Source organism: Variovorax sp. 770b2, from assembly GCF_900115685.1.
In the GTDB taxonomy this organism is placed as follows: Bacteria; Pseudomonadota; Gammaproteobacteria; order Burkholderiales; family Burkholderiaceae_C; genus Variovorax.
In genome coordinates, this window is the sequence record NZ_FOXJ01000007.1 from 99,373 (window position 1) to 124,029 (window position 24,657).

24 protein-coding genes and 1 other RNA gene are annotated in these 24,657 nt (G+C 69.5%); 13 read left to right on the forward strand and 12 right to left on the reverse strand.

Annotation, left to right across the window (positions count from 1 at the left end; genetic code table 11):
• Nucleotides 1–3: 3 nt before the first annotated feature.
• The 6 genes from BM133_RS28255 to BM133_RS28280 all read right to left on the reverse strand — a co-directional run bounded on the left by BM133_RS28255 (nucleotide 4) and on the right by BM133_RS28280 (nucleotide 5,318).
• Complete coding sequence (locus BM133_RS28255) at nucleotides 4–927, reverse strand: efflux RND transporter periplasmic adaptor subunit (RefSeq protein ID WP_093441483.1); 924 nt, start codon at nucleotides 925–927, stop codon at nucleotides 4–6.
• 14 nt (nucleotides 928–941) lie between these two features.
• Nucleotides 942–1,148 (reverse strand): DUF1656 domain-containing protein, encoded by a 207-nt coding sequence (locus tag BM133_RS28260; RefSeq protein ID WP_093441486.1) that lies wholly within the window; start codon nucleotides 1,146–1,148, stop codon nucleotides 942–944.
• Nucleotides 1,145–3,259: an FUSC family protein gene (locus BM133_RS28265; RefSeq protein ID WP_093441488.1), complete on the reverse strand. Its 2,115-nt coding sequence runs from the start codon at nucleotides 3,257–3,259 to the stop codon at nucleotides 1,145–1,147. Before BM133_RS28265 ends, BM133_RS28260 begins: the two co-directional genes overlap by 4 nt.
• On the reverse strand, nucleotides 3,260–3,703 hold the full coding sequence (locus BM133_RS28270; protein ID WP_093442023.1) for a MarR family winged helix-turn-helix transcriptional regulator: 444 nt from the start codon (nucleotides 3,701–3,703) through the stop codon (nucleotides 3,260–3,262).
• A 168-nt stretch (nucleotides 3,704–3,871) separates the two neighbouring features.
• Nucleotides 3,872–4,231: RNase P RNA component class A (gene rnpB, locus BM133_RS28275), an RNA gene on the reverse strand.
• 43 nt (nucleotides 4,232–4,274) lie between these two features.
• Nucleotides 4,275–5,318, reverse strand: a complete 1,044-nt coding sequence (locus tag BM133_RS28280) for a molybdopterin-binding protein (RefSeq protein ID WP_143100232.1) — start codon at nucleotides 5,316–5,318, stop codon at nucleotides 4,275–4,277.
• Nucleotides 5,319–5,507: 189 nt separating this feature from the next.
• Between BM133_RS28280 and msrB the strand changes: the two genes are divergently transcribed.
• The gene (msrB, locus tag BM133_RS28290) at nucleotides 5,508–6,020 is read left to right on the forward strand and encodes a peptide-methionine (R)-S-oxide reductase MsrB (protein WP_093441496.1); all 513 of its coding nucleotides are present in this window, start codon (nucleotides 5,508–5,510) and stop codon (nucleotides 6,018–6,020) included.
• On the opposite strand, the gene BM133_RS28295 is transcribed toward msrB, so the two are convergent.
• Nucleotides 6,021–6,968 (reverse strand): AraC family transcriptional regulator, encoded by a 948-nt coding sequence (locus BM133_RS28295; RefSeq protein ID WP_177224963.1) that lies wholly within the window; start codon nucleotides 6,966–6,968, stop codon nucleotides 6,021–6,023. It abuts the gene before it with no gap.
• A gap of 124 nt (nucleotides 6,969–7,092) precedes the next feature.
• On the opposite strand from BM133_RS28295, the gene tehA reads away from it, so the two are divergent.
• The 6 genes from tehA (at nucleotide 7,093) to BM133_RS28325 (ending at nucleotide 13,040) form a co-directional block, all read left to right on the forward strand.
• A complete protein-coding gene (gene tehA, locus BM133_RS28300) occupies nucleotides 7,093–8,058 on the forward strand; it encodes a dicarboxylate transporter/tellurite-resistance protein TehA (RefSeq protein WP_093441501.1) in 966 nt (321 codons plus the stop codon).
• A gap of 66 nt (nucleotides 8,059–8,124) precedes the next feature.
• Nucleotides 8,125–9,045, forward strand: coding sequence for a cysteine synthase A (cysK, locus tag BM133_RS28305; protein WP_093441503.1), 921 nt, complete (start codon nucleotides 8,125–8,127; stop codon nucleotides 9,043–9,045).
• A gap of 108 nt (nucleotides 9,046–9,153) precedes the next feature.
• A complete protein-coding gene (locus tag BM133_RS28310) occupies nucleotides 9,154–10,800 on the forward strand; it encodes an NAD(P)/FAD-dependent oxidoreductase (protein ID WP_093441506.1) in 1,647 nt (548 codons plus the stop codon).
• The gene (locus BM133_RS28315; RefSeq protein ID WP_093441508.1) at nucleotides 10,800–11,357 is read left to right on the forward strand and encodes a VUT family protein; all 558 of its coding nucleotides are present in this window, start codon (nucleotides 10,800–10,802) and stop codon (nucleotides 11,355–11,357) included. The genes BM133_RS28310 and BM133_RS28315 overlap by 1 nt, the downstream gene beginning before the upstream one ends.
• Nucleotides 11,358–11,362: 5 nt before the next feature.
• Nucleotides 11,363–11,986, forward strand: coding sequence for a flavin reductase family protein (locus tag BM133_RS28320; protein WP_218158404.1), 624 nt, complete (start codon nucleotides 11,363–11,365; stop codon nucleotides 11,984–11,986).
• Between the two features lie 67 nt (nucleotides 11,987–12,053).
• Nucleotides 12,054–13,040 carry a ProQ/FinO family protein gene (locus BM133_RS28325; RefSeq protein WP_093441511.1) on the forward strand — a complete coding sequence of 329 codons (987 nt, stop codon included), beginning with the start codon at nucleotides 12,054–12,056 and terminating at the stop codon, nucleotides 13,038–13,040.
• A 94-nt stretch (nucleotides 13,041–13,134) separates the two neighbouring features.
• Here the strand turns inward: BM133_RS28325 and htpX are convergent, their stop codons facing one another.
• From htpX to BM133_RS28350, 5 genes are all read right to left on the reverse strand, one after another.
• On the reverse strand, nucleotides 13,135–14,007 hold the full coding sequence (gene htpX / locus BM133_RS28330) for a protease HtpX (protein ID WP_013539363.1): 873 nt from the start codon (nucleotides 14,005–14,007) through the stop codon (nucleotides 13,135–13,137).
• A 151-nt stretch (nucleotides 14,008–14,158) separates the two neighbouring features.
• The gene (locus BM133_RS28335; protein WP_093441514.1) at nucleotides 14,159–14,884 is read right to left on the reverse strand and encodes a DUF3025 domain-containing protein; all 726 of its coding nucleotides are present in this window, start codon (nucleotides 14,882–14,884) and stop codon (nucleotides 14,159–14,161) included.
• 4 nt (nucleotides 14,885–14,888) lie between these two features.
• Complete coding sequence (locus BM133_RS28340; protein ID WP_093441516.1) at nucleotides 14,889–15,698, reverse strand: NYN domain-containing protein; 810 nt, start codon at nucleotides 15,696–15,698, stop codon at nucleotides 14,889–14,891.
• Nucleotides 15,695–16,726 (reverse strand): dihydroorotase, encoded by a 1,032-nt coding sequence (gene pyrC / locus BM133_RS28345; RefSeq protein ID WP_093441519.1) that lies wholly within the window; start codon nucleotides 16,724–16,726, stop codon nucleotides 15,695–15,697. The genes BM133_RS28340 and pyrC overlap by 4 nt, the downstream gene beginning before the upstream one ends.
• Nucleotides 16,727–16,781: 55 nt before the next feature.
• Nucleotides 16,782–17,501, reverse strand: a complete 720-nt coding sequence (locus BM133_RS28350; RefSeq protein WP_177224964.1) for a peptidoglycan-binding protein — start codon at nucleotides 17,499–17,501, stop codon at nucleotides 16,782–16,784.
• A 217-nt stretch (nucleotides 17,502–17,718) separates the two neighbouring features.
• Between BM133_RS28350 and BM133_RS28355 the strand changes: the two genes are divergently transcribed.
• The 6 genes from BM133_RS28355 to BM133_RS28380 are packed head-to-tail and all read left to right on the forward strand — an operon-like array spanning nucleotide 17,719 to nucleotide 24,608.
• A complete protein-coding gene (locus BM133_RS28355; protein ID WP_093441524.1) occupies nucleotides 17,719–19,380 on the forward strand; it encodes an ABC transporter substrate-binding protein in 1,662 nt (553 codons plus the stop codon).
• A 48-nt stretch (nucleotides 19,381–19,428) separates the two neighbouring features.
• Complete coding sequence (locus BM133_RS28360) at nucleotides 19,429–20,382, forward strand: ABC transporter permease (RefSeq protein ID WP_093441526.1); 954 nt, start codon at nucleotides 19,429–19,431, stop codon at nucleotides 20,380–20,382.
• A gap of 20 nt (nucleotides 20,383–20,402) precedes the next feature.
• A complete protein-coding gene (locus BM133_RS28365; protein WP_093441529.1) occupies nucleotides 20,403–21,308 on the forward strand; it encodes an ABC transporter permease in 906 nt (301 codons plus the stop codon).
• Nucleotides 21,309–21,312: 4 nt separating this feature from the next.
• Entirely contained in the window at nucleotides 21,313–22,359 is a 1,047-nt protein-coding gene (locus tag BM133_RS28370; protein ID WP_093441531.1) for an ABC transporter ATP-binding protein, read from the forward strand.
• Nucleotides 22,360–22,412: 53 nt separating this feature from the next.
• Nucleotides 22,413–23,402, forward strand: a complete 990-nt coding sequence (locus BM133_RS28375) for an ABC transporter ATP-binding protein (RefSeq protein ID WP_093441534.1) — start codon at nucleotides 22,413–22,415, stop codon at nucleotides 23,400–23,402.
• Nucleotides 23,403–23,429: 27 nt separating this feature from the next.
• Nucleotides 23,430–24,608, forward strand: coding sequence for an amidase (locus tag BM133_RS28380; RefSeq protein ID WP_093441536.1), 1,179 nt, complete (start codon nucleotides 23,430–23,432; stop codon nucleotides 24,606–24,608).
• Nucleotides 24,609–24,657: the final 49 nt, after the last annotated feature.

The following is a 24,657-nucleotide window of genomic DNA, read 5'->3' on the forward strand; positions in this document are numbered from 1 at the left end:
GCGTTATCCCTTCTGCGGTGCGGCTGCACCGCGGGCGGCGACGCGATCCAGCACCTGCACGGTCACGGTCTGGCCCGCAACCAGCCGCGCGCCTTCGGGCAGCGGATCGAGCTTCACGCGCACCGGAATGCGCTGCGCGAGCCGCACCCAGTTGAAGGTCGGGTTCACGCTGGGCAGCAGGTTCGCGCTGGTGGAGCGGTCGCGGTCGGCGATGCCGGCGGCCACGCTGTCGACCGCACCTTCGAGCACCGCGCCGCCGCCCATCGGCGTGACGCGCACGCGGTCGCCCAGGTGGATGCGCGGCAGCTTCGTTTCCTCGAAATAGCCTTCGACGTAGAACGACTGCGCATCGACCAGCGCGAGCACCGGCCGGCCGGCGGCGGCGTAGCTGCCCTGGCGCAAGTCCAGATTGGTGACCAGGCCGTCGGCCGGCGCGCGCACCTGGGCGCGCTGCAGGTTCAGGCGCGCCGAATCCAGCGCCACCTCGGCCTGCGCGACGGCGGCCTGCATCTGCTCGACGCGGGAGCGCGTCTGTTCGCGCGCTTCCTTGGAGACGAGCTCGTCCAGGCCCGTGTTGCGCGCGTTCTCGCGCTGCACCTGCGCGCTCATCGCGCGCTGCGCCGAGAGCGCGGCCTGGGCCTGCCGCACGGCGAGGTCGTAGCGCGCGCGGTCCACTTCGAACAGCAGCGTGCCGGCGGCGACCGACTGGTTGTCCTGGATCGGCACGGCGGTGACCAGGCCCGACACGTCGGGCGCGATCTGGACCACGTTGGCGCGCACGCGGCCGTCGCGCGTCCACGGCGCGAGCTCGTAGTGGTCCCAGAGCCGGAAGCCGGCCCAGACGGCCGCGGCCACCACGGCCACGGTGAGGAGGACGCGCACCAGGCGCTGCGCCCGGGAGTTGTCTGCGGATGAACTGGCTGTCATGGGAATCTCGTCGTCTATTGAAGGTGTGAGGTGAGGCGGCTGAGCGCGTAGAGCAGCAGCAGGTAGAGCGCCATGTCGAACAGCGCCGGGTGCCACACCCAGCGGTACAGGCCCGTGGCCGCGAGCAGGCGGCGCACGCCCCAGAGCGCGACGAGCGCGGCGGCTGCGAGCACCATGAGCCATGGCACGTAGAGGCCGTAGAAACTGGCTTCGCCGATCATGCGGAAGCTCCTTGGGGAATGACTGCGGCCAGCGTGGGCGGCGCGTCGGGGAACAGGTTGCGGCGCAGGCCCACCAGCGCTGTGACGGCGGAGCGCGACGCCGACGATGTGTCGCGCGCGGCGAGCACTGCGCGGAGCGCTTCGTCGATCTGCGGCAGCAGCGCCTGCGGGCGCGGCGCCATGCGGCCTTCGCCGCGCTGGCGGAAGAAGCGCGAGATGCCGCCCAGCAGCGCGGCCGAGGTGGCCAGCGGCAACTGCGTGCGCACGCGCTGCAGCACCGCGATGTCGGCGCCCATGCGCAGGTCGCGCAACGCGTCATCGGCGGCCACGCCTTCGACGGTGCCGCCGGCCTGCGCGATGCGCGGCGCGAGCAGGCCGATGCGGTCGAGCATGCGCACCGCGTAGGCGTCGCTCTGCGCGTACTGCGGGTGCGACGACGCGGCCATCTCGCCGAGCTCGCGCCAGGTCGCGCGCTGGATGCGGCGCGCGCTCCAGTCGGCGCCCACCGAACGCACGAGCCGCGTGACGCGGGCCGCGACCACCACGCCCACGACCTGGCCGATCATGCTGTTGATGAAGCTCACCAGGTCGGCGCTGGCGGTGTCGTACAGCGCGAGCGTGCCGGCCACGCCGAAGACCATCGCCATCGCGGGCATGAAGTGCGTCGGCCGCGGCAGGTACAGGCCCAGCAGCAGGAAGAGCGGCGCGCAGATCGCGACCAGCATGCCGAAGTCCTGCACCGTGGGCATGAGCACCAGCACGTAGACCGCGGAGATCGGGATCGACCACAGCGTCCACTTGAGGAAGCCGTGGATCGCGGGCACCGGGTCGTCCATGGTCGCGAAGAAGCAGCAGAAGACCGCGGCCATCATGGTGGCGGCCGAGCCCATGGTCCAGCCGGTGAGGATCCAGAACGCGCCGCACAGGCAGATGGCGATGACGGCCGCGAGCGCGGAGAGCAGTGCCATGCCGTAGTCGCGGTGCAATGTGCGGCTGCTCAGGGCGGCGGTGCGGCGCAACGGGGCGGCGCCCTTGAGGCCTTCGTCGATATCCAGGCGCAACTGGGCGCAGGCGGTCCAGCCATCGACGAGTTCCGCGAGGCGGCCGGCCAGGCCGATGCGCAGCGCGCGGCCCCAGGCAGTGGGTTGCGCGCCGCTGCCGGCTTGCGGTGCGGCGCCCAGTGCGGCGATGGCAGTGCGCAGGGCCTGCAGGCGTTCGGTGCGCGCGGCGTTTTCGCTCGCGGGCTCGGCTTCTGCGCGCAGCCATTGCCCGGCCTGCGAGAGCACGGCGGCAACATCGGGTGCGAGTGCGCCTTCGGCCTGTTCGAGCGCGCGCAGCCGGTCTTCGACGGCCGAGAGCGCGGGCGTGAGCGCGGCGACGCGGTCCTGCATCGCGCGGATCGCGCCGGCCGTCCAGCGCAGGTGCGTGGTGTCGAAGGGCACGTGGGTGGAAAGCAGGCGCAGCTGCGTGATGTCGCCCGCGAGGCGGCGGCGGTCGTCGTCCAGGCGCTTGGGGTCGGCGTCGCTCTTGCGGCCGGTCGGCTGCAGCAGGTCGCCCAGCCACTTGCGCGCGTCCGTCAGCGTGCGGTCGAGCAGGCCCAGCACCGTGGGCGCGAGGCCTGTGGGCAGCACGAGGCTGTGGACCAGCGTCGCGCAGAAGATGCCGAGGCCGATCTCCTCGACGCGCGCGACGGCGGTGTCGAACAGCACCAGCGGCGTCTGCACCGACGGAAAACCGATCAGCGCCGCCGTGTAGCCCGCGAGCATGAAGACGTACGAGCGCGGCGTGCGGTCGAAGAGCGAGATGCACAGGCACAGGCCCACCCACAGCGCGAGCACCAGCGTCAGCAACTCGGGCGCGTTGGAAAGCGCGGGCACGAGCAGCACCGTCGCCGTGCTGCCGATCAGCGTGCCGACGAAGCGGTACACCGCCTTGGAGCGCACCGCGCCGGCCAGCGGATGCGCGACGACGTAGGTGGTCATCAAGGCCCAGAACGGGCGCGGCAGGCCTGCGCGGCTCGCAAGATACATCGCGAGCATCGCCGCGGCGAAGCTCTTGACGGAGAACAGAAGCTCCGCGCGGGTGAAGCGCGGCAGGCGCAGCGCGGTCATTTACTTGCGGCCCTCCTGCAGCGCCGGGGCGTTGCGGCCCAGGCGCTCTTCGAGCGTGGCGAAGACGCGCAGGCAGGCGGCGATGTCGTCGTTGCCGATGCCTTCGAACAGCGTGCCGCGCATCTCGCTCAGCGAGGCTTCGAGGGTGGCGCAGGCGGTCACGCCCGTGGGTGTGAGGTGCAGGGTCTTGGCGCGGCGGTCGGCAGGGTCTTCCAGGCGCTGCACGAAGCCCGCCTCCACCAGTTGATCGACCGAGCGCACCAGCGACGGCCCCTCGATGCCCAGCACCTCGGCCAGCACGCCCTGGCGCATGCCGTCGCCCATGCGCCCGATCATCACGATCGGCCAGGCCAGGGTCTGCGACACGCCGACGTGGGCCACCGCCTTGTCGGCCGCGGCACGGTAGGCGCGCTGCAACGTGGACAGCGACATGCCCAGGTGCATGAGCGCGTGTTCGCGGGTCTGGGTGTTTCTGGAGGTGGGCACGTCGGATAGCAATTAGTTAGCTTGCTATCTATTATAGGGGTAACTACCGATCCGCGCGGCGGACACGCTGGCGCCCGCCTCGGGCGCCGGAAAACCGGGAAAAGAAAAACGGGGGGAAGAAGAAAAGTGTGAAGCCCGCCGATAAGCCGGATTCTGTGCACCGAAGGCCTCTTGCGAAGCCCTCGGCGTGACCGCCATTACTCTGGGCCGTTTGTCGCCAAACGGCTCGATGCCACCTACCCGCCAGCTCAGCGGAACCACCTCGATACTGGCCTACTTGGTGTTGCTGCGCGCAGAGATTGCCCGTTTCACCCGAACTCAATCGGCTCGTCTCTGTTGCTCTGATCCTCACCTCACGGTGGAGAGTCGTTAACTCCTGCGCTGTCCTGTGCAGTCCGGACGTTCCTCCAGTGCGGTCTTTCGACACGATGCCCGAAGGCAGAGCGTCCCTTTCGGGCTTGCACCAGCGGCGGTCTGGCGTGCTTCACGGCTCGATTATCGCCCGGCGCGCCGATGGCCCCGCGCAGCGTTACGGCGTGCCCGCCGCGAACACCTCGATGGCGATGAGGTTCGACACCGAGCGCCCCTGCTTCACCTCGCCCGGCACCACCAGGCGCGCCACGCCGTTCGCGCCCAGCGGCGCGGCGTTCATCTCGTAGGCGATGAGCGCCGTCTTGTTGCCGAAGCCCGGATCGATCTCGCCCAGCGACACCGCGGCCCTGTAGCCGTCGCTGCCGGTGGCCACCGCGTACATGCCGAGCGATGCGTTCTTGCCCGCCGGCAGGCGCAGGCCGATGGTATCGAGCAGCGTCCAGAGCGTGACGCCCTTGTAGGTGTTGGGCCCGACGGTGACGCTCGTGGCCGGCAGGCCCTGCAACGCAGCGATGTCGAAGCTCATCGGCGTGTTCACCTGGCCCGAGACCGCGAAGCCCGAGGACACGCCGCCGCCGACACCGGCCGTCGCCGCCGGCGAGGCGCTCACGTCGAGCCGCGTCATGTTCGACACGTAGCGCCCGCCCTTGATGTCGCCCGGCGCGGTCACGCGGAACGGGCCGTCGGTGGCGTTCAGCGGCGCGGAGGCGCCCGCGGTCGTTTCCGCATACGCGACCACGCTCTGCTTGTTGCCGAAATCCGGACTCAGCTCGCCCAGCGTGAAGACCACCTTGTAGCCATCGGCACCGGTGGCCAGCACGTAGCGATTCAGGATGTCGTTCTTCGGGGTGGCATTGGTCTGGATGCCCGCATCGCTCAACAGCGCCCAGAGATCGGCGCCCGTGTAGATGTGCGTCTGCGCGCCGCTGCCGCCGCTGGTGAAGGTCACCGTCTGGGTGACGGCGGCGCGCGCCGACAGGTCGGCCACGGTGAAACCGGCCGGGTGGTCGATGGCGCCGCCCACCTGGAGCGCGGGCGCCGGTGGCGCGGGGGGTGGAGGTGGGGGAGGCGGTGGCGGCGCGGGCGCCGGTGCGGGCGGCGGCACGATCGGAAAGAACGTGCCCCCGTTGTCGCCTCCACCACCGCAACCCGCCAGCGCGAGCGCGGCAACCCCTGAAACAAGTCCTGTTGACCAGCGCATAGCTCGAATCTCCTTATCGATGTATTTATTCAGGCACAGCGAAATTCATGCGCCGGGCCTGTAACCCGCCAGCCCTGCCGGACGAACTAAAGACGTAAACGCCGAAATCGCCGGAGCGAATGTACATCGCTATGTTCCAACGGATACATCGAAAGCGCGTTTCCGCCAACTTTCCATGAAAGGGCTGTCATGACGCAAACCACGGGACGCCGCTTCGCCATCGCCGCCGGCGCATCGACGCTGGGCCTGGCCATTGCCCACGCATTCGGCTGGGGCACGCGCCCGGCCGAGGCGGCGGAAGCGGCGACATTCGAAGTCACCCATACAGACACCGAATGGCGCAAGCTGCTCGATGCCAACGCCTACGCCGTGCTGCGCAAGGAAGGCACCGAGCGGCCCTACACGAGCCCGCTCAACGACGAGCACCGCGCCGGCAAGTTCGCCTGCGCCGGCTGTGCGCTGGACCTGTTTTCCTCGAAGACCAAGTTCGACAGCCGCACCGGCTGGCCCAGCTTCTGGCAGCCGCTGGACAACGCCGTCGGCCAGACCGAAGACCGGACCTTCGGCATGCGCCGCACCGAGGTGCACTGCCGCCGCTGCGGCGGGCACCTGGGCCACGTGTTCGACGACGGCCCCAAGCCCACGGGCCTGCGCTACTGCATGAACGGCGTGGCGATGAAGTTCACGCCGGGCGCGGCCTGATCAAGCGACTGCCACATCGTTCGAGGAACGCCGGAAACGCCCCGGCGTGATCCCCGCGTGGCGCGCGAACGCGCGGTTGAACGCGGCCTCCGAGCGGTAGCCGACCGCCTCGCCGATGCTGGCCATGTCCTGTGCGCCCTGCCCGCCTTGCGCGAGCAGGCGCGAGGCCAGTTCCATGCGCAGCGTCGTCAGGAATTCCAGCGGCCCGCTGCCCACGCGCCGCGTGAATTCGCGCGCGAAGGTGGCGCGCGAAAGATGGCAGCGCGCGGCCAGCGACGCCACGGTCCAGGGCTCCCCTGGCTGCGCCAGCATCGCCTGCAGGCCGGGCGCCAGACGGGGGCTGGCCATGAGGGCGAGCACGCCGGTGAGCTCGGGCCGCGTCTCCAGGTGCGCGCGCACCGCCAGCGTGAACAGCGTGCCCGACAGCTGCGCCACGATGGCCGCGGCGCCGGCGCGCTGCTGCGCGATCTCCTGTGCCATGAGCCGCACCAGCCCTTCGAGCCAGGCGAACCCGGGGCGGTCGGCGAAGGCGATCACCATGGGCTCGGGCAGCGCCTCGAGAAGCACGCTGCGCCGCCGGCCGGGGAATTCGAATTCGCCGCAGAGGATGTCGGTGTCCGCCTTCTCGGGGCGCCGGAGGTTGGTCTTGAGATCGAGCAGCCCGCCCGTCCGCAGCCGGATCGCGCGGCCCTCGCCCGCCTCGCTCTTGAGCCCGGCGGTGCGCAGCACATGCGCCGGCCCGCGCGGCAGGACGACGAGGCTGCCTTCCTCCAGCGGCACGAGCGTGCGGCTCTCGGGCAGCCAGAGTTCGCAGCGCCCGCGCAGCACGATGTGAAAGGGCGCGCGCCACGGGCCGATGGCCGCGTGCGGCGCCGCCCAGTCCTCGCCGAACAGGCAGTGCAGGTCCATGCGGCCGCGCAGGCCGAGCCAGTCGACCAGTTCGCTCAAGGGATCGGTGTGCGGATTCATTTGAGACGATGGAGCAATTTACAGAGGCTGCGGAGCATTCAAAATCTTAGCTCCGGCGCCCAGAATTCATCCAACGATCCTCCGATCCTCTCAGGTGAAAAGAATGACTTCCGCGCGTGCCCCCATTCCCGTTTCCTATTTCGGCATTGCCGTCGGTGCGCTGGCGCTGAGCAATGCCTGGCGCGTCGCGGTGCCGCTCTGGCATCTGCCGCAGGACATCGCCCATGTCGCGACCTGGAGCGGCCTTGCGGTGTGGCTCGCGCTGCTGGCGCTCTACGCCCACAAGTGGCTGCGCCACGGCGACGCCGCGCGCGCCGAGATGAACCACCCGGTGCAGTCGTCGTTCGCCTCGCTGGTCCCGCTGGCCAGCATGCTCGCGGCAATGGCGCTGCTGCCCTATGCGCGGGCCGTGGCGCTCGCCCTGTTCGTGGTGGCTATTGCCGCGTCGCTCGTGCTGGGCCTCTGGCTCTACGGGCGCACGTGGCAGGGCGGGCTCGCGCCCGAGCTCGTCACGCCGGCCTTCTACCTGCCGGCGGTCGGGCAGAACTTCGTGGCCGGCACGGCCGCGGCGGCCTTCGGCTGGCCGCAACTGGGCATGTGGTTCTTCGGCGCGGGACTCTTCTCGTGGCTGGCCATCGAATCGCTGATCCTCGGCCGCGCGGCGACGCAGGCGCCGCTGCCCGAAGCGCTGCGCCCCGTGCTGGGCATCCAGCTCGCACCGCCGGTGGTGGGCGGCGTCACGTACATGAGCCTGAACCACGGCGCGCCCGACCTGTTCGCGCAGGTGCTGCTCGGCTACGGTCTGTTCCAGGCGCTGCTGCTCCTTCGGCTCTTGCCGTGGATCGCAAGGCAGGCCTTCACGCCGTCGTACTGGGCCTTCACCTTCGGCGTGGCGGCGCTCCCGACGTTGGCCATGCGCCTGGTCGCGGCCGGCGCCACCGGGCCCATCGAATGGGTCGCGCCGGTGGCCTTCGCGGCGGCCAACGCGATCATCGGATTCCTGGCGCTCAGGACGATCGCGCTGCTGGTGCAGGGGCGCCTGTTGCCTGCTGCAACACCCTCGCGCTGAAGCGGTCATGGGCTGGTCTCACAATGCGCGCTGTCTGTCGAACAACCGCATAAGGAGATCCATTCCATGAAGGCCCAGAACATCCTCCAGACCATCGGCAACACGCCGCACATCCGCATCAATCGCCTGTTCGGCAACGCGAAGCAGGCGGTCTGGATCAAGTCAGAGCGCGCCAATCCCGGCGGCTCGATCAAGGACCGCATCGCGCTGTCGATGGTGGAAGACGCCGAGAAGTCCGGCGCGCTCAAGCCCGGCGGCACCATCGTGGAGCCCACCTCGGGCAACACGGGCATCGGCCTGGCGATGGTGGCGGCGGTCAAGGGCTACAAGCTCATCCTGGTGATGCCCGACAGCATGTCGATCGAGCGCCGCCGCCTCATGCTGGCCTACGGCGCCACCTTCGACCTCACGCCGCGCGCCGGCGGCATGAAGGCCTCCATCGCCCGCGCCGAGGAAATCGTGGCCGGCACGCCCGGCGCGTGGATGCCGCAGCAGTTCAACAACCCGGCCAACGTCGAGGTGCACGTGCGCACCACGGCCGAGGAAATCGCGGCCGATTTTCCCGATGGCATCGACGTGATCATCACCGGCGTGGGCACGGGCGGCCACATCACCGGCGTGGCACGGGTGCTCAAGAAGAAGTGGCCCCGGCTGCAGGTATTCGCGGTGGAGCCGGTGGCATCGCCCGTCATCTCGGGCGGCGCGCCGTCGCCGCATCCGATCCAGGGCATCGGCGCGGGCTTCATCCCGCAGAACCTGGACACCTCGCTGCTCGACGGCGTGCTGCAGGTCGATGCCGAACCGGCGCGCGAAATGGCCCGCCGGTGCGCGCAGGAGGAAGGCATCCTCGTGGGCATCTCCTCGGGCGCCACGCTCGCGGCCATCGCGCAGAAGCTGCCCTCGCTCGCGCCCGATGCGGTGGTGCTGGGCTTCAACTACGACACGGGCGAGCGCTACCTGTCGGTCGAAGGCTTCCTGCCGGCCTGAATTCCGGCCTGAGTTCCGGCCTGGATTTCGGTGTCACAACAGCTATCTCTTTCATAGCGCCCCGGCGCGTAAAATCCGCGGTCTGCTTGATAACCACAAGCCACCGCCATGCTGAGAATCTCCGAACTCAAACTCCCGCTAGACCACGCGCCTGACGCGCTGGTCACCCTGATCGCCCGGACCCTGGACGTCCCGCTCGAAGCGATCGCTTCCCACACCGTCTTCAAGCGCAGCTTCGATGCGCGCAAGGTCGACCTGCTCACGGTCTACATCTGCGACGTGCAGCTGGCCGATGCGAAGCTGGAAGCCGCGCTGCTCGCGAAGCACGCCGGCCATCCGCACATCCAGCCCGCGCCCGACATGCGCTACACGCCGCCGGCCGATGCGCCCGAGGGCACGAGCCGCCCCGTGGTGATCGGCTTCGGCCCCTGCGGCATCTTCGCGGCGCTGATGCTCGCGAAGATGGGCTTCAAGCCGATCGTGCTCGAGCGCGGCAAGACCGTGCGCCAGCGCACCCGCGACACCTGGGGCCTGTGGCGCAAGAGCGTGCTCAACCCCGAGTCGAACGTGCAGTTCGGCGAAGGCGGCGCAGGCACCTTCTCCGACGGCAAGCTCTACAGCCAGATCAAGGACCCGCGCTTTCTCGGCCGCAAGGTGATGCAAGAGTTCGTGAAGGCCGGTGCGCCGCCCGAGATCCTTTATGTCGCGCATCCGCACATCGGCACCTTCAAGCTGGTGAAGGTGGTGGAGAACATCCGCGAGCAGATCGTCGCGCTCGGCGGCGAAATCCGCTTCGAGCAGCGCGTGACCGACGTGCGCATCGAAGACGGCCAGGTCCGTGCGCTCACCGTGCTCGACCAGACCACCGGCCAGTCGAGCGAACTGCGCGCCGACCACGTCGTGATGGCCCTGGGCCACAGCTCGCGCGACACCTTCGCGATGCTGCACGAACGCGGCGTGCACATCGAGGCCAAGCCCTTCTCGATCGGCTTTCGCGTGGAGCATCCGCAGGGCCTCATCGACCGCGCGCGCTGGGGCCGGCATGCGGGCCATCCGCTGCTCGGCGCGGCCGACTACAAGCTGGTGCACCACGCGAGCAACGGCCGCTCGGTCTACAGCTTCTGCATGTGCCCCGGCGGCACGGTGGTCGCGGCCACCAGCGAACCGGGCCGCGTGGTCACCAACGGCATGAGCCAGTACTCGCGCAACGAGCGCAACGCCAATGCGGGCATCGTGGTGGGCATCGACCCGCGCGACTTCCCGGGCGATGCGCTCGCGGGCATCGCCCTTCAGCGCGATCTCGAATCGAACGCCTACGTGCTCGGCGGCAGCAACTACCACGCACCGGGGCAGCTCGTCGGCGACTTCGTGGCCGGCAAGCCCTCGACCGCGCTCGGCAGCATCGCGCCTTCGTACAAGCCCGGCGTGACGCCCACCGACCTGCGCGAGGCCCTGCCCGCCTACGCCATCGAGGCGATGCGCGAGGCCTTCCCCGCCTTCGGCCGCAAGATCAAGGGCTTCGATACGCACGACGCGGTGCTCACCGGCGTGGAGACGCGCACCTCGTCGCCGATCCGCATCACGCGCGGCGACGACTTCCAGAGCCTCAACGTGCGCGGCCTCTACCCCGCCGGCGAAGGCGCGAGCTACGCGGGCGGCATTCTCTCGGCGGGGGTCGATGGCATCAAGGTGGCCGAGGCGGTGGCGCGCAACGTGCTCGCCGCGGCCGAACGCGAGCGCACGGCGAACGCCTGATGCAGCTCACCTCTTTCGCGCGCCCCACCGCCGGCCAGTTCGCCGTCGCCACGCTGGCGATGGCCGCAGTCGTGCTCGCCTCCAACATCCTGGTGCAGTTCGCCCTCAACGACTGGCTCACCTGGGGCGCCTTCACCTACCCGGTGGCGTACCTGGTGAGCGATCTGGTCAACCGGCGCTTCGGCCCCGGCATGGCGCGCCGCGTGGCGTGGGTCGGCTTCGCGGTGGCCATCGTGGCTTCGCTGCTGCTCGCGCCGGTGCGCATCGCGCTCGCCTCGGGCCTGGCCTTCATCGCTTCGCAGCTGCTCGACATCCGCGTGTTCGACCGCCTGCGGCGCGGCCTCTGGTGGCGCGCGCCGCTGGTGGCGACGGTGATCGCGGCGGTGCTCGACAGCATCGTGTTCTGGGGCATCGCCTTCGCGGGCACCGACGGACCCTGGCTCACCTGGGCCGCGGGTGACCTCGCGGTGAAGCTCGTCGTGGGCGTGTTGATGCTGCTGCCGTTCCGGCTGCTGATCGGGCGGCAGGCCGCGCGCACCTCGGCCATGAGTCACTGAGAGCCATGATGAGCGACGATTTCCACTACTACGAACCGGCCAAGGGCCACGGCCTGCCGCACGACCCGTTCAACGCGATGGTCGGCCCGCGCCCCATCGGCTGGATCTCGTCGCAGGACGAGAACGGCGTGCTGAATCTCGCGCCCTACAGCTTCTTCAACGCCTTCAACTACACGCCGCCGATCGTTGGCTTCGCGAGCATCGGCGCGAAGGACAGCCTGCACAACATCCGCCAGACGCGCGAGTTCGGCTGGAACCTCGCCACGCGCCCGCTGGCCGAGCAGATGAACCAGTCGTGCGCGATGGTGCCGCCGGAGGTGAACGAGTTCGAGCTGGCCGGCCTCACGCCCGTGGCTTCGAAGCAGATCGCGGTGCCGCGCGTGGCCGAGAGCCCCGTGTCCTTCGAATGCCGTCTCACGCAATTGATCCAGCTCGAAGGCGTCGACGGCGTGCCGGTGCAGACCTGGCTGGTCCTGGGCGAAGTGGTGGGCGTGCACATCGCGCGCCACCTGCTCAAGAATGGCATCTACGACACCGCGGCGGCGCAGCCCATCCTGCGCGGCGGCGGCCCGGCCGACTATTTCGAGATCAGCCCCGACAATATGTTCAGGATGTTCCGGCCGCGCTGAGCGCAGAACCGGTTTTTCTCTGTTGTTCCCCTTTCATCCCATCGCGCCCACCGCCGAGCCCCACCGTATGACCGACGCATCCACCGCAGCCCCGAACACGAACGCGCGCAACGCACGGCGCCAGCGCCCGGACCTCGCCGAGCAGCTGCAGCAGCTCAAGACCGGCGCCAGTGCCGACACAGGTGCCGACGCGCAAGCGCCCGCCGAGCAGCAGCCACGCCAGCAGCAAGAGCAGCGCCCACCGCGCGAGAAGAAGCCGCGTCCGCAGGGGCAAGGGCAAGGGCAAGGGCAACAGCCCCGCCAACAGCAGCAGGCCCGCAAGCCCCAAGCTCAAGCGCAACAGCAACAACCCCAGCGCGCGCCGCGCAAGGTCAACCCGGTGCTCGAGCGCCTGTTCGAGCTGTACCCGCAGCTCTTCGGCGCGCGCTTCGTGCCGCTCAAGCTGGGCGTGTACGAGGAGCTGATCGCGCGCCATCCGGAAGACTTCAAGGCCGAAGACCTGAAGATCGCGATGGGCCAGCATGCGCGCTCCACGCGCTACCTGGAGAGCGTGGCCGCGGGCCTCGCGCGCCACGACCTGGACGGCAACGCGCTGGACCCCGTCGCGCCCGAGCATGTGCATCACGCCATCCTCGAGCTGCACCGCCGCCGCATGCATCGCAATCCCGGCGAAGACCTGCGCCCGCAGCTCGTCGCGCGCATCGCCAAGGCGATCGAAGCCTCGGGCCTGGACCGCGAAGCCTATGCCGTGCTCGTGCGCTCGCGCGACGCGAACACCAACGCGGTGGTCGACGAGGCGCTGGCCGAGCTCGCCCAGCAGGCTGCCAAGCGCGAGGCGCTGCTGCGTGCCTTCGAGGCCAGCGGCCGCACCGAGCAGGAGTTCGCCGACATGTACGGCATGAAGCCGGGCGAGGTCGCGCGCACGCTGCAGCACGCACGCGCCGAGCGGCAGGCGCCGGCTGCTGCCGTTGCTGAACCCGCTGAGCCCGCTGAAGCGGCTGAATTGGCTGAATCGGCTGAACCGGTCGAGCCCACCGAACCCGCCGCCGACTGACACGCCAAGCGCCCCCGGGCCGCAACGGCCCATAAAAAAACCGCCACGCAAAGCTGGCGATTTTTTTTCATCCGGCGGCAGCGCCGCGTCGATGTCAGCGCGCGTTCTGCAGCGCGGCGATGCGCTCCTCGATCGGCGGGTGCGTCGCGAACAGCTTGCCGATGCTGCCGGTGATGCCCATGGCTTCCACCGCCTTGGGCAGTTCGCCGGCCGGCAAGCCGCCCAGGCGCGCGAGCGCGTTCATCATCGGCTGCTTCTGGCCCATGAGCGCGGCGGCGCCGGCATCGGCGCGGAACTCGCGCTGGCGCGAGAACCAGGCCACCACCATCGCGGCGGCAAAGCCCAGCACGATGTCCAGCACGATGGTGCTCACGTAGTAGCCGATGCCGGGGCCCGAGGAGCGGTCGTCGCCGCGGCGCAGGAAGCTGTCGACCGCATAGCCGATCACGCGCGAGAGGAACACGACGAAGGTGTTCATCACGCCCTGGATCAGCGTCATCGTGACCATGTCGCCGTTGGCGATGTGCGCCACCTCGTGGCCGATGACGGCCTCGACCTCTTCGCGCGTCATGTTCTGCAGGAGGCCCGTGGACACGGCCACGAGCGACGAATTCTTGAAGGCGCCGGTGGCGAAGGCATTGGGCTCGCCCTCGAAGATCGCGACCTCGGGCATGCCGACGCCGGCCTTGTCGGCGAACTTGCGCACGGTGGCGACGATCCAGGCCTCGTCGGGCGACTGGGGGTTGTCGATCATGCGCAAGCCTGCGGTCCACTTGGCCATCGGCTTGCTGATGAGCAGCGAGATGAATGCGCCGCCGAAGCCCATGATGAGCGCGAAGCCCAGCAATGCCGTGAGGTTCAGGCCGTTGGCCGTGAGGAAGCGGTTGACGCCGAGCAGGCTCGCGACGATGCCGAGCACTGCGACGACCATCACATTGGTCAAAACGAACAGAAGGATACGTTTCAAGTTGAATTCTCCGTGGGGGAACTGCCGCTCAGATGAGGGCCGGCGGGCCCTCTTCAAGCCATGCGGTGATGCGGGCGCTTCTTTGTTGTTTGGATACTGACGCGGCCCCGGCATGGCGGCTGCGGGTAGAGCAATGATAGGAGCAAAAGTTCTACGGACGGGGCCGGAAGACCTTCGGATCGTCGTAGTACTCGGCCGACGCATTCCCTGCACACCACCCCGGCATGCCCAGTACCGGAAGCGGCACGAAAGGCTTCTGCGCGAGCCATTCCGGGTTCAGGCGCTGCGCCAGCGCGGTGTCATCAAGGGCATTCGAACGCGCCGTGTCCGGCAAGAGCACGTGCGCCGTCGCAGCCTTGCGAGGCGCGACGAGCTTTTCGAGCAGCGCGTGGCCGAACACCAGCAGCCGCGCTTCGGACCACAGCGCGCGCCGCGTCACGAAAAGCGCGTGCCAGTCGCGCGCCACCAGCGCCTCCCACAGCGCGGCCGGCGCATCGAGCACCGCGCCGTTCTCGTCGAACAGCGTGAGCGCGTCGCGCAGCGGGCCGCGCGTGGCGCCGATGCCGGTGCGGGCGATCTCGGCGGCCTGCAGTTCGTTCAGGCGCCGCTTGGCCTCGGGAAAGGCGAGCCAGACCAGGCCGTTGAAGAAGTCGTGCAGGTTGTCGCGGGTCGGCACGGTGCGGGTCCGGAAGATGTGCGCTTCGTAGGCCTGACCGGCGGGCAGATGGTCCTGATGCACGAAGTCGGGCGCCGAGGGCGGCTTGAGGGCCTGCAGCGCCGAGGCGACCGACATGCCGTTCGCGGCCCGCACCACCGCTTCGCCATGGGCGCGATAGGGCGCGAGCCAGGGCTGCGCCCAGTCGACCGCCGGCAGCATCGGATCAGGACGCGGACGCACCCGTCCAGCGGATGCGGTCCGGGTGCTGCAGCACGGCGAACTCCGCGGTGAGCTTGTCGAAGAGCTTGAGCGAGCTGCCGCTCTTGCTCAGGAGGCCCGCGGTGCGCAAGGCTTTCGCCACGTCGTTGAGCGGCACGTCCTTGCCGCTGCGCAGCGCCGGCGCGGCCGCGAGGATGAACTCGGCGGCTTCCGAGACCGGTTGCTGCACGGGCTGGGGCTCTACCGCTGCCCGCGTCGTCTTCCTGGCTGCCGTCTTCGTCGCTGCTTTCTTCGCGGGCGCTGTCGTGCTCTTGGCGCGCCCAGTCTTCACCGCAGGCACCTTCGCCGCGACCTTCTTTGCGGCCGTGGTGCGTGCCGCCGGCTTCGCGCTGTGGTGCGCAAGATCGATGAAGGTGTCGTAGATGCCCACCGTCTCGTCGCCCGTCTTGCCCTGCTGCCCGATGCCGCAGACGCGGCAGCCCTTTTCGCGCAGCCGGCTCACGAGCGGCGCGAAGTCCGAATCCGAGGACACCAGCACCACCACGTCGGGCCGCTCGGCGATCACGAGGTCGATCGCATCGACCGCGAGCGCGATGTCGGTGCTGTTCTTGCCGGCCGAGAGGTTCACCATCGGCCGCACCGAGAGCTGCTTGAACAGGCCCTGCCGGTTGACCGCCATCTCGGCGTTGCAGTACGCGCGGCGCACGTGGATGGCGCCGTACTCGTCCATCGTGCGCTGCACGGCCTGCTCGATCACGTCGGCCGAGACGTTGTCGGCATCGATCAGAAGCATCACGCGCAGCGTCGGTGTCATACGAGTTTCCAGTTGATGGTTTCGCCGCCGCGCAGCGGCTTGAGCGTGGCTTCGCCGTAAGGCACGGTCTCCGGCACGGTCCAGGTCTCGCGCTTGAGCGTGACGGTGTCGGTGTGGCGCGGCAGGCCGTAGAAGTCGGGGCCGTGGAAGCTCGCGAAGCCTTCGAGCTTGTCCAGCGCGTTCACGCTGTCGAAGGCCTCGGCGTAGAGCTCGATCGCGGTCAGCGCGGTGTAGCAGCCCGCGCAGCCGAGCGCGTGTTCCTTCAGGTGCGCGGGGTGCGGCGCGCTGTCGGTGCCCAGGAAGAAGCGGTCGCTGCCGCTGGCAGCCGCCTCGACCAGCGCCACGCGGTGCGTCTCGCGCTTGAGCACCGGCAGGCAGTAGTAGTGCGGACGGATGCCGCCGGTGAAGATGGCGTTGCGGTTGTAGAGCAGGTGGTGCGCGGTGATGGTGGCGGCCGTGAAGCGGTCGGCATCGCGCACGTAGTGAGCGCCCTCTTTCGTGGTGAGGTGCTCGAACACCACCTTGAGCTCGGGGAAGTCGCGGCGCAGCGGGATCATCACGCGGTCCACGAAGACCGCCTCGCGGTCGAACAGGTCGATGGCCGGGTCGGTCACCTCGCCGTGCACCAGCAGCAGCAGGCCGTGCTTCTGCATGGCTTCGAGCGTCTTGTAGGTCTTGCGGATGTCGGTCACGCCGGCATCGCTGTTGGTGGTCGCGCCTGCGGGATAGAGCTTGAGCGCGCGCACGCCGGCTTCGGCGGCGAGGGCGATTTCCTCGGGCGGCAGCTTGTCGGTGAGGTAGAGCGACATCACCGGCTCGAAGGCGCTGCCTTCGGGCACGGCGGCAAGGATGCGGTCGCGGTAGGCCACGGCCTGTGCGGCGGTGGTCACGGGGGGACGCAGGTTGGGCATGATCAGCGCGCGGCCGAACTGGCGCGCGCTGTGCGGTACGACGGCTTCGAGCGCGGCGCCATCGCGCACATGCAGGTGCCAGTCGTCCGGGCGGGTGATCGTGAGGGTGTCTGTCATGGCGCGGGAATTGTCGCACCGCCTCCCCGGGCGTCGCCCCGCATCCTTCGCCGGGCTACGCGTGCAGGAACACCCGGCAGATGCCTGCCGCCATCTTCTGGCGCCACATGGCATGGTTCACCGAGCACCGCGCGCCCTTGTTCGGCGGCCAGGGATCGAGGATGCGCAGCGTGGTGCCGGCATCGCCGTCGCCGCGGATGCCGGCCACGACCACCAGGTGCCCCGGGCTGCCGACGCGCTCCGCACAGCCCTTGGCGCCCCAGCGCAGGTCGAACATCAAGAGGCCGTGCTGCAGCGCCGCGCGCATTGCGCCGACCGTCCAGGGCGCCGCGGGCTGCAGCGCCAGGCCGTGCACGGACGCGAAGAGCGCATCGGCCGTCATCGCGTCGTCGGTGTCCGCAAAGGTGCGCAGACCGCCGTCGTCGGCAATCAGCCGGGGCGGCGTGCGCGCGACCACCGCCTGCACGGTGGAGCGGGTGATCATCGCCGTGGCGGCGGCCCAGCACAGCGCCGGCCCGGGCTGCGGAATCAGCGCGACGGGGTGCAGGATCGGCGCGCTGCCTTCGCTGCCGAACACGACGCCCTGCGTGCAGGGGCCGGCCTCGCCGTCTTCGACGAGCCAGTTCGCAGCCTGCAGCCGGCGCACGGCCATCCGGGTGAACGGGCCGTAGTCGCCGTCGAGCACGAGCGCGGGCCCCGGCTGGAGGCGCCTGTTCAGGGCCTCCTGCAGCCTGCGGACATCGGCCCCGCGCGAGCCTTGCCTCAGTGTCGTCATCGGTTCTTGCCCCCTCGCCCTCGCGACTTCGACTGTCCCAGCGGGGCGCGGCTGCATTGTGGAAACCGGCGCGGCGCCGCGTCTATCGGTCGGACGGCATAGCCGGGATGGCGACGCCGCAATGACCAGCGCGTGCCTGGGGGCTCTTCGCCGGTTGGCACATGTCGTGCTTGAGCGCTCCTCTCGCCTTTTCGTCATCCCCACACCGGAGTTCCATGTGAAGCGTGCCGCCCCTGCCCTGTCCCTGAAACCCCTGGCCGCCTGCGCGGCGCTCGCCGTCCTGGTCCTTGCATCGCCCGCCGCGCTGGCGCAGGAAAAAACGCTGCGCATCGCGATGACCGCGGCCGACATTCCGCGCACCCTCGGCCAGCCCGACCAGGGCTTCGAGGGCAACCGCTTCACCGGCATCCCGATCTACGACGCGCTCACGCAGTGGGACTTGTCCAAGGCCGACGCACCCAGCGTGCTGATTCCCGGCGTCGCCACCGCCTGGGCGGTCGATGCGAAGGACAAGACCAAGTGGGTCTTCAAGCTGCGCCCCGGCGTCAAGTTCCACGACGGCTCGGCCTTCAACGCCGACAGCGTGGTGTGGAACGTGCAGAAGGTGCTCGACAAGGACGCACCGCAGTTCGACCCGAGCCAGGTCGGCGTGACGGCTTCGCGCATGCCCACGCTCAAGTCCGCTCGCAAGATCGACGACATGACCGTCGAGCTCACCACCAGCGAGCCCGATGCCTTCCTGCCGATCAACCTGTCGAACCTGTTCATGGCCTCGCCCGCGCATTGGCAGAAGAAGTTCGATGCCGCCGCCGGCGCCACGCCCGCCGACAAGGCCAAGGCCGCCTGGACCGCCTTCGCCGCCGACCCGGCCGGCTCGGGCCCGTTCAAGGTCACGCGCTTCGTGGCGCGCGAGCGGCTGGAGCTGGCCGCCAACAAGACCTATTGGGACGCGAAGCGCGTGCCCAGGATCGACAAGGTCGTGATGATCCCCATGCCCGAGGCCAACGCGCGCACCGCCGCGCTGCTGGGCGGCCAGGTCGACTGGATCGAGGCGCCCTCGCCCGACGCCATGGCGCAGATCACGCAGCGCGGCTTCAAGATCTATTCGAACGCACAGCCGCACGTGTGGCCGTGGCAGCTGTCGTTCGCCGAAGGCTCGCCCTGGCTGGACAAGCGCGTGCGCCAGGCAGCGAACCTGTGCATCGACCGCGGCGGCATGAAGCAGTTGCTGGGCGGCATGATGGCCGAGCCCAAGGGCACGGTGCCGCCGGGCCACCCGTGGTTCGGCAAGCCGACCTTCGACATCCGCTACGACGTGAAGGCCGCGCAGGCGCTCATGACGCAGGCCGGCTACTCGGCGGCCAAGCCGATCAAGGTGAAGGTGCAGATCTCCGCTTCGGGCTCGGGCCAGATGCAGCCGCTGCCGATGAACGAGTTCGCGCAGCAGTCGCTCAAGCAGTGCTTCTTCGACGTGCAGTTCGACGTGATCGAATGGAACACGCTCTTCACCAACTGGCGCAAGGGCGCGAAGGACCCGTCGGCCAACGGCGCCAACGCGGTCAACATCAGCTTCGCGGCGATGGACCCGTTCTTTGCGATGGTGCGCTTCGTGAGCACCAAGGCCTTCCCGCCGGTGTCGAACAACTGGGGCTACTACGGCAACGCCGAGATCGACAAGCTGGTGGCCGATGCGCGCACCAGCTTCGACGACAAGGCGCGCGACGCCGCGCTCGCCAGGCTGCACACGCACATCGTGGACGACGCGCCCTTCGTCTGGATCGCGCACGACGTGGGCCCGCGCGCCATGTCGGCCAAGGTGAAGAACGTGGTGCAGCCCAGGAGCTGGTTCATCGACATCGCCACCATGACGATGGACTGACCGTTTCCCTGCACCCGACCACGAGCCAGCCACGAGCCAGCCACCCTCATGTTCACCTACCTCCTGCGCCGCGTGATCTACGCCGTGCCGATCATGATCGGCGTGGCCCTCGTGTGCTTCCTGCTCGTGCACATCGCGCCCGGCGATCCGCTGGTGTCCATCCTGCCGCCCGACGCTTCGGCCGAGCTTCAGGCGCAGTTGCGCGAGCTCTACGGTTTCAACCGCTCGCTGCCCGAGCAGTTCGCCATGTGGGTCTGGCGCGCGGTGCACGGCGACCTGGGCGTGTCCATTGCCAGCAACCGCGCGGTGGCCGGCGAGGTGTTCACGGCCGTAGGCAACACGCTGCGCCTGGCGGTGGTGGCCACCTTCATCGGTTTCGTGCTGGGGTGCCTCTTCGGCTTCGTGGCGGGGTACTTCCGCAACTCCTGGATCGACCGCTTCGCCTCGATGTTCTCGGTGCTCGGCGTGAGCGTGCCGCACTACTGGCTGGGCATGGTGATGGTGATCGTGTTCTCGTCGCAGCTCATGTGGCTGCCGGCCACGGGCGCGGGCCCCAGCGGCTCGGACGACTGGGCCTGGAACTGGGAGCACCTGCAGTTCCTCCTGCTGCCCGCGCTCACCATGTCGGTGATCCCGATGGGCATCATCGCGCGCACCGTGCGCGCGCTGGTGGCCGACATCCTCGACCAGGAGTTCATCGTCGGCCTGCGCGCCAAGGGGCTCACGCACCTGGGCGTGTTCCGCCACATGGTGAAGAACGCGGCGCCCACGGCGCTGGCCGTGATGGGCCTGCAACTGGGCTACCTGCTGGGCGGCTCGATCCTGATCGAGACGGTGTTCTCGTGGCCCGGCACCGGCTTCCTGCTGAACTCGGCCATCTTCCAGCGCGACCTGCCGCTGCTGCAGGGAACGATCCTGGTGCTGGCCATGTTCTTCGTGGTGCTCAACCTGCTGGTCGATGTGCTGCAGACCTTGCTCGATCCGCGCATCGCGCGGGCCTGAAGGAAGAGAACCGCCAAGCCATGTCCACCACAGTGCTCGCTTCTTCTCCCACCGCCGCAGCCGTCGAACCGTTTCCGGCGCAACGCTCGCGCGGCTACTGGGCCTCCGTCTGGCTGCGATTTCGCCGCGACCCGGTCGCGGTCGGCGCCGCCATCGTCGTGCTGCTGCTGATCGCGCTCGCGCTGTTCGGCCCGTGGCTCGCGCCGTCCGACCCGTACCAGTCGTCGATGCTCAAGCGCCTCAAGCCCATCGGCACCGAGGGCCTGCCCTTCGGCAGCGACGAGCTGGGCCGCGACATGCTTTCGCGGCTGATCGTCGGCGCGCGGCTGTCGCTCTTCATCGGCATCACGCCGGTGCTCTGCGCCTTCGTGGGGGGCACGGTCATCGGCATCGTCGCGGGCTATGCGGGCGGCATCACCAACACGCTGATCATGCGCACGATCGACGTGTTCTATGCGTTCCCTTCCGTGCTGCTGGCCATCGCGCTCTCGGGCACGCTGGGTGCGGGCGTGGTCAATTCGCTGATCTCGCTGACCATCGTGTTCATTCCGCAGATCGCGCGCGTGGCCGAGAGCGTGACCACGCAGGTGCGCACCCGCGACTACGTGGAGGCGGCGCGCGCCTCGGGCGCCAGCCCCTTCACCATCGTGCGGGTGCATGTGCTGGGCAACGTGCTCGGACCGATCTTCGTCTACGCCACCAGCCTGATCGCGGTGTCGATGATCCTGGCCTCGGGCCTGTCGTTCCTGGGCCTGGGCGTGAAGCCGCCGGAACCCGAATGGGGCCTCATGCTCAACACGCTGCGCACTGCGATCTACGTGCAGCCCTGGGTGGCGGCGCTGCCGGGGGCGATGATCTTCATCACCTCGATTTCCTTCAACCTCCTGTCCGACGGCCTGCGTTCGGCGATGGACAACAAGGGCTGAAGCCATGGAAGCACTGAAGGACATCGGCGGCCCCGCGCAGCCGCTTCTCACCGTCACGGGACTGGTCAAGTACTTTCCGCTCAAGAAAGACCCGCTGGGCCGCGGCGGCGGCGTGGTGCGCGCCGTGGACGGCGTGGACTTCGAGGTCATGAAGGGCGAGACGCTGGGCGTGGTCGGCGAATCGGGCTGCGGCAAGTCGACCACCGCGCGCCTCCTGATGCAGTTGATCGAGCCGACACGCGGCGAGGTGATCTTCGACGGCCGCGAGGTCGGCGGCCGCGACCTGCCGCTGAAGGAATTCCGCCGCCAGGTGCAGATGGTGTTCCAGGACAGCTATGCCTCGCTCAACCCGCGCCTCACCATCGAGGACTCGGTGGCCTTCGGGCCGCAGGTGCATGGCGTGTCGCGGCGCGAATCGGTGGCGCGGGCGCGCGACCTGCTGGCGCGCGTGGGCCTCGCGCCGCAGCGCTTTGCCGAGCGCTATCCGCACGAGCTCTCCGGAGGACAGCGGCAGCGCGTGAACATCGCGCGGGCGCTCGCATTGCAGCCGCGCATGGTGATCCTGGACGAAGCGGTGTCGGCGCTCGACAAGTCGGTGGAAGCGCAGGTCATCAACCTGCTGCTCGACCTGAAGACCGAGTTCGGCCTCACCTACGTCTTCATCAGCCACGACCTGAACGTGGTGCGCTACGTGAGCGACCGCGTGATGGTGATGTATCTCGGGCAGGTGGCGGAGATCGGTCCGGCCGATGCGCTGTACGAAACGCCCGCGCATCCCTACACGCGCGCATTGCTGTCCTCGATGCCCTCGATGGACCCGGACCACCGCACCGAGGTGGCAGCACTTGCCGGCGACCCGCCCAACCCGATCAACCCGCCCACGGGCTGCCGTTTTCATCCGCGCTGCTCGATCGCTGCGCCCGTGTGCAGCCAGGTCGTTCCGGAACGCATCGCGACCGGCTCGCAGCATGCGGTGAGCTGCCTGGTGCACGAGCCGGGCAGCGGGCATCCGATGGCGCAGCCGCAACCCTTTCAAAGGCAGGCCGCATGAGCGCAGCAGCAGCAACAGCAACAGCAGCAACGACGACGGAAGCCCCCGGCCCCATGGTGCGGCTGCGCGACCTCAGCGTCACGTTCAGCGGCGGCCGCAAGCCCGTGCATGCGGTCAGCGGCGTGAGCCTGCAAGTGCAGCGCGGCGAGGTGGTCGCGCTGATCGGCGAATCGGGCTCGGGCAAGAGCGTGACCCTGCGCACGCTGCTGCGCCTGCACCCCGAGCGCCGCACGCGCACGGGTGGCCTCGTGGAAGTGGCGGGCCGCGACGTCCTCGCGATGTCGCAGCGCGAACTCGCGGACTTTCGCGGCAAGGTCGCCTCGATGATCTTCCAGGAGCCGCTGCTCGCGCTCGACCCGGTGTACTCGGTGGGCGCGCAGATCGTCGAGTCGATCCGCCGCCACGAGTCCGTGAGCCAGGCCGAGGCGCACCAGCGCGCGCTGGCCCTCTTCGAGCGCGTGCGCATTCCCAGCCCCGAGCGGCGCCTGCAGGCCTATCCGCACGAAATGTCGGGCGGCATGCGGCAGCGCGCCATGATCGCGCTCGCCCTCGCCTGCAAGCCGCAGCTGCTGCTGGCCGACGAGCCGACCACCGCGCTGGACGCGACGGTGCAGATCCAGATCCTGTTGCTGCTGCGCGAGCTGCAGCGCGACCTCGGCCTCTCGGTGATCTTCGTCACGCACGACATCGGCGCGGCCGTCGAGGTGGCCGACCGCATCGCCGTGATGTACGCGGGGCGCATCGTCGAGGAGGGCACGGCGCGCGAGCTGATCCGCTCGCCGCGCCATCCGTACACCATCGCGCTGCTCAAGAGCCGCGCGCACGGCGCGCTCGCGCGCGGCACGCGGCTGGAGACCATCGGCGGTGCGCCGCCCGATCTTTCCGCGCTGCCGTCCGGCTGCTCCTTTGCCGAGCGCTGCGCGCTCGCGAGCGATGCCTGCCGTGCCGCGCAGCCGCCGGTGGTTGAACTGGCACCGAATCACCGTGTACGCTGCATCCACACGGATGCGGCTGCGGCCATTGCGCCCGTGCTGGTTGCCTGAATCCCTTCCTTCTTCACGTTCATCGCCATGCCATTGCACGACCCCGCCCACGCCTTCGTTCCGTACCCCGATGCGCCCGTGGCGCGCGCCGGCACCGGGCCCTTGTCGGACCTGAGCTTTGCCGCCAAGGACCTGTTCGACGTGGCCGGCTACCCCACCGGCGGCGGCAACCCCATCGTGCTGGCGATGTCGGGCATCAAGACCCGCACCGCGCCTACGGTGCAGAAGCTGCTCGATGCCGGCGCGCGCTTCGCCGGCAAGACCGTGACCGATGAGCTCGCGTTCTCGATGAACGGCAACAACGCGCACTTCGGCGCGCCGGTCAACGGCGGCGCGCCGCTGCGCATCACGGGCGGCTCGTCGTCGGGATCGGCCTCGGCGGTGTCGTCGAACCTGTGCGACTTCGCGCTCGGCACCGACACCGGCGGCTCGGTGCGCGCGCCGGCCAACCACTGCGGCCTGTACGGCTTGCGCCCGACGCACGGCCGCGTGAGCCTGGAGGGCGCGCTCGACCTGGCGCCCAGCTTCGACACCTGCGGCTGGTTCGCGCGCGACGTAGGCACCTTCGCGCGCGTGGCCGATGTGCTGCTGGGCGCCGATGCAGCTGCCCTGCCCGGGCGCGTGCGGCTGCTGCGGCCCGACGACGTCTGGGCGCTGGCCGTGCCTGCCGCGGCCGACGCACTCCAGGGCGCGGCCGATCGCGTGCAAAGCCTGCTCGGCCCCGCAGAAAGAGCGACGGTGGCGATGGAATCCTTCGACGCGATGTACTGGCACTTCCGCTACCTGCAATCGCGCGAGGCCTGGCTCACCGACGGCCCGCTGATCGAGCGCTACGCGCCGCCGCTGGGCCCGGGCGTGGCCGAGCGCTTTGCGTGGTCGCGAGAAGTGACCGATGCGCAGGTGGCGACCGCACGCGTCTTCCGCACCGCGTTCCGCACACACCTGACCGCCCTGCTCGGCAACGACGGCGTGCTGCTCCTGCCGACGATGCCCGACATCGCGCCGTTGCGCAGCGACAGCGAGGCGTCGCTGGAGGATTACCGCAACCGCGCGATCCGGATGCTGTGCATCGCAGGGCTGGCGGGCTTGCCGCAGCTCTCGATGCCGCTCGCCACGCGCGACGGCGCACCGCTGGGCATTTCGCTGCTCGGGCCGGCGGGGTCGGACCGGTCGCTGGTCGCATTGGCCGAGCGCATCGCGGGGTAACGCGGGATAACGCGGGCTGGGGTAGGCTGCGCCTCCCACGTTCAAGCAG